At 75.3% G+C, this 4,450-nt stretch carries 1 protein-coding gene; it reads left to right on the top strand.

Annotated elements, in window-relative coordinates; genetic code table 11:
• On the top strand, positions 1-4,450 hold a 4,450-nt coding region (locus tag CV1CTNOD_RS24600; protein ID WP_165485417.1), incomplete at both ends, for an SDR family NAD(P)-dependent oxidoreductase.

Genomic DNA, 4,450 nt, shown 5'->3' with positions numbered 1-4,450 from the left:
CACCGCGCCGGCGCCGTGGCCGGACGTCGACCGGCCCCGGCGGGCCGTGGTGTCCTCCTTCGGGATCAGCGGTACGAACGCGCACGTGGTCCTGGAACAGGCGTCCGCGCAGCCCGCGACGGCACCGGTCGCCACCGCGCCGGTCACGGCACCGGTCGGCACGCCCGTCCTGTCGGATGCGGCCGGCGCGCCGGTCTCCCCGGACTCGGCCGGCTCCGCGTCCGAGACGGCCACCGGGAAGCGCACCGCCGGGATCGTCCTGCCCTGGGTGCTCTCGGGCCACAACGACGCCGCACTGCGAGCGCAGGCACAGCGCGTGCACGGGCACGTGGCCGTGCACGGCGAGCTTGATGGCGCGGATGTCGGCTACTCGCTGGCGGCGACACGAGCCGCGCTCGCGCAGCGCGCGGTGGTGCTGGCCGAAGATCATGACGGTTTCCTGCGGGGTCTCGCCGCGGTAGCTGACGGCGGGCCGTTGCCCGACGGTGAGCCGGTGGCCGAGGTCGTCCGGGGTTCGGCCGGGCCCAGGGGCGGGACGGTGCTGGTCTTCCCCGGCCAGGGCTCGCAGTGGGCCGGCATGGCGGTGGGGCTGCTGGACTCCTCGCCGACGTTCGCCGCGCGGATCGCCGAATGCGCCGACGCGCTGGCCCCGCACGTCGACTGGTCCCTGCTGGACGTGCTGCGCGCCGGCGGCGAACCGGCGTTGCTGGACCGGGTGGACGTCGTCCAGCCGGTGCTGTTCGCCGTGATGGTGTCGCTGGCGTCGCTGTGGGCCGACCACGGCGTCCGGCCGTCCGCCGTGGTCGGCCATTCCCAGGGCGAGATCGCGGCGGCGTATGTGGCCGGTGCGCTGTCCCTGCCGGACGCCGCCAGGGTCGTGGCGCTGCGCGCCAGGGCGCTGGCGGCCCTGAGCGGCCGGGGCGGCATGGTCTCCGTGGCCCTCTCCCCGGAGGAGGTCGCCCGGCGTACCCCGCACTGGGGTGAGCGGGCCTGGCTGGCCGCGGTGAACGGGCCGCGTTCGGTGGTCGTCTCCGGCGCCCCCGAGACGCTGGCAGCCCTGGTGGCGGACTGCGCGGCCGCGGACGTGCGGACCCGTCTGCTCCCGGTGGACTACGCCTCACACTCGCCGCACGTCCAGGACGTGCAGGCGGAACTGCTCGAGGAGCTGGCCGGCATCTCCCCGCGTCCGGCGGAGATCCCCTTCTACTCCACGGTGACCGGCGCTCCCATCGAGACGGCCATGATGGACGCCGGGTACTGGTATCGCAATCTCCGTCAGACCGTGCGGTTCGAGCCGGCGATCCGCGCCCTGCTGCGGGACGGGCACACCACCTTCATCGAGTCCAGCCCGCATCCGGTGCTGACGATGGGCATCGAGGAAACCGCTGCGGACGTCGGCGTCGACGTGCTGGCCATCGGTTCGTTGCGGCGCGACGACGGCGGCCGGCGGCGTTTCCTCGCCGCGCTGGCCGAGGCCCACGTGCGTGGCGTCCGGGTCGACTGGCAGGCCGCGTTCGACGGCGGCGACGCGCGCCGGGTCGACCTGCCCACCTATGCCTTCCGCCGCCGGCGCTACTGGCTCGGCGACGGCCAGGCTCCCGGCGGGCACAATGCGCCGGCCGCCGGTGCCGGCCCGGCCGAGGAGCGCTTCTGGGACGCCGTGCAACACCTGGACCTGGCCGCGTTGACCGCCACCCTCGACGTCGACGGCGAACAGCCGTTGCGTGCGGTGCTGCCCGCGCTGTCGGTCTGGCGGCGGCGGCAGGCCGACAGCGCGGCGATCCGTGACTGGCGGTATCGCGTCACCTGGAAGCCGCTGGTGGACGCCCCGGCGGTGGCGCTGCCGGGGACATGGCTGCTGGTGGCCCCGGCCGACCCGGCCGACCCGGGCCTGGTGTCGGCATGTGCCGCGGCCCTGTCCGACCGCGGTGCGCAGGTCGTCCGCGTCGAGCTCACCGCGGCGGACCGGGACCGCGGCGCACTGGCCCGCCTGCTCCGGGAGTCGCTGCCGCCGCAGGCGGTGGTCGGCGGGGTGCTGTCGCTGCTCGCCGTGGACGAGCGGCCGTTGCCCGACCTGCCCGGGGTGAGCGGGGGACTGGCCGGCACATTGGCCCTCGGGCAGGCCCTCGGTGACATTGCGGTCGAGGCGCCGCTGTGGTGCGTCACTTCCGGCGCGGTGTCGGTCGCGCCGTCCGACCGCCTGCGCAGCGCAGCGCAGGCACAGGTGTGGGGGCTCGGTCGCGTCGTCGGGTTGGAGCATCCCCAGCGGTGGGGCGGGCTGGTCGACCTGCCCGAGGTCGTCGACGGACGGGCACTGGCCCGGCTGGCCGCGGTGCTCGGCGGCGCCGGCGGCACGGACGGTGCCGGTGGCCAAAGTGGTGCCGGTGATGCCGGCGGTGCCGGCGGTGAGGACGAGGTGGCGGTGCGGCCGGCTGGCACGTTCGCCCGCCGGCTGGTCAGGGCGAGCGCACCGGCGCCGGCGGAACGCTCCTGGCGGCCGAGGGACACGGTCGTGGTGACCGGTGGTACCGGCGCCCTCGGCGCGCATGCCGCCCGCTGGCTGGCCCGTGGCGGCGCCGAGCACCTGGTGCTCACCAGCCGCCGCGGCGGTGACGCGCCCGGCGCGTCCGACCTGCGCGCGGAGCTGGAAAGCCTGGGTGCGCGCGTCACGATCGCCACCTGTGACGTCGCCGACCGCGGCGCGGTCGACGCCCTCCTCGACCGCCTCGACGCCGACGGCGCCGTGATCAGCGCTGTCGTCCACACCGCCGGCGTCAGCCAGCTGACCCCGCTGGCGGACCTCGACGTCGCGGATCTCGCCGAGATCCTCGACGCCAAGGTCACCGGCGCGACGAACCTGGCCGAGGCGCTCGACGGCCGCCAGCTGGACGCCTTCGTGGTGTACTCCTCGGGCGCGGGCGTGTGGGGCGGTGGCGCCCAGGGCGCGTACGCGGCGGCGAACGCGTTCCTGGACGCCTTCGCCGAGCAGCGGCGGGCGTCCGGACTGCCCGTGACGTCCGTGGCGTGGGGCGCCTGGGCCGAGGGCGGCATGGTGTCCGGCGACGTCGCCGAGCGGCTGCGCCGGCTCGGTATCCGGCAGATGGCCCCCGAGCTGGCCCTGACAGCCCTGCGAGAGGCCGTCGACCACGACGAGACGGCACTGGTCGTTGCCGACATCGACTGGCCCGGCTTCCTGCCCGGTTTCCTCGCGGCCAGGCGGCGGCCGCTGTTCGCCGACCTGCCCGAGGTCACGCTGGTGACGCAGGGTGACGGTCAGTCCGGCCGGCCCGGCCAGGCCACGCCGGCCGGCTCCGCCGTACTGCCGCCGCAGCTGGCCGGCCTGACCGCATCCGAGCGGCAGCAGGCGCTGCTGGACCTCGTGCGCGGCCACGCCGCCGACGTCCTCAAATACGACGGAGCGCAGTCGATCCAGGCCGACCGGGCCTTCCGGGAACTCGGGTTCGACTCGCTGGCCGCGGTCGAGCTGCGCAACCGGCTGGGCGCCGCCACCGGGCTGCGGCTGCCGACCACCCTGGTCTTCGACTTCCCGACGGCCACCGCGGTCGTGCGGTATCTCATGGCCGAACTGTTCGGCACCACATCCGAGACGGGCTCTGCCACGGGGATCGGCACGGGGGCTGGCACGGACGCCGGCGCCGTGGCCGGTGCGCCGGCGTCCGCCGTCACCGCCGACGAGCCGATCGCGATCGTCGCCATGGCCTGCCGGTTCCCCGGCGGTGTCGAGAATCCGGAGCAGCTGTGGCGGCTGCTCGTCGGTGAAGTCGACGCCATCGGCGCATTCCCCGACGACCGTGGCTGGCCGTTGGACACGCTGCTCGGCCCGTCCCCGGACCGGACGGGCACGACGACCGCGCACGAGGGCGGATTCCTCGACGACGTGGCCGGATTCGACGCGGGATTCTTCGGCGTGTCACCGCGTGAAGCGGTGGTCATGGACCCGCAGCAGCGGCTTCTGCTGCAGACCGCGTGGGAGGTGCTCGAACGCGCACAGATCGATCCGACCTCGTTGCGCGGCACGCCCACCGGGGTGTTCGTGGGCGGCTCCGGCCAGGACTACGGGCCGCGGCTGCACGAGGCGACCGGCGGCGCCGAAGGCTACGTGCTGACCGGAAGCGCGACCGCCGTGCTCTCCGGCCGGGTCGCCTACACCCTCGGGCTGGAGGGTCCGGCGGTGACGGTGGACACGGCGTGTTCGTCGTCGCTGGTGGCGTTGCATCTGGCCGCCCAGGCGCTGCGCCGGGGGGAGTGCACGCTGGCGCTGGCCGGCGGCGTGACCGTCATGGTCACCCCCGGGGCGTTCGTGGAGTTCAGCCGGCAGCGCGGGCTGGCGCCCGACGGGCGCTGCAAGGCGTTCGGATCGGGCGCGGACGGCACCGGCTGGGGTGAGGGCGTGGGCCTGCTGCTGGTGGAGCGGTTGTCGGACGCATTG

The organism is Protofrankia symbiont of Coriaria ruscifolia (assembly GCF_900634745.1).
Classification (GTDB): Bacteria; Actinomycetota; Actinomycetes; order Frankiales; family Frankiaceae; genus Protofrankia; species Protofrankia californiensis.
The sequence above is the reverse complement of the archived record's forward strand: the minus strand, read 5'-3'. Positions and strand labels throughout refer to the sequence as shown.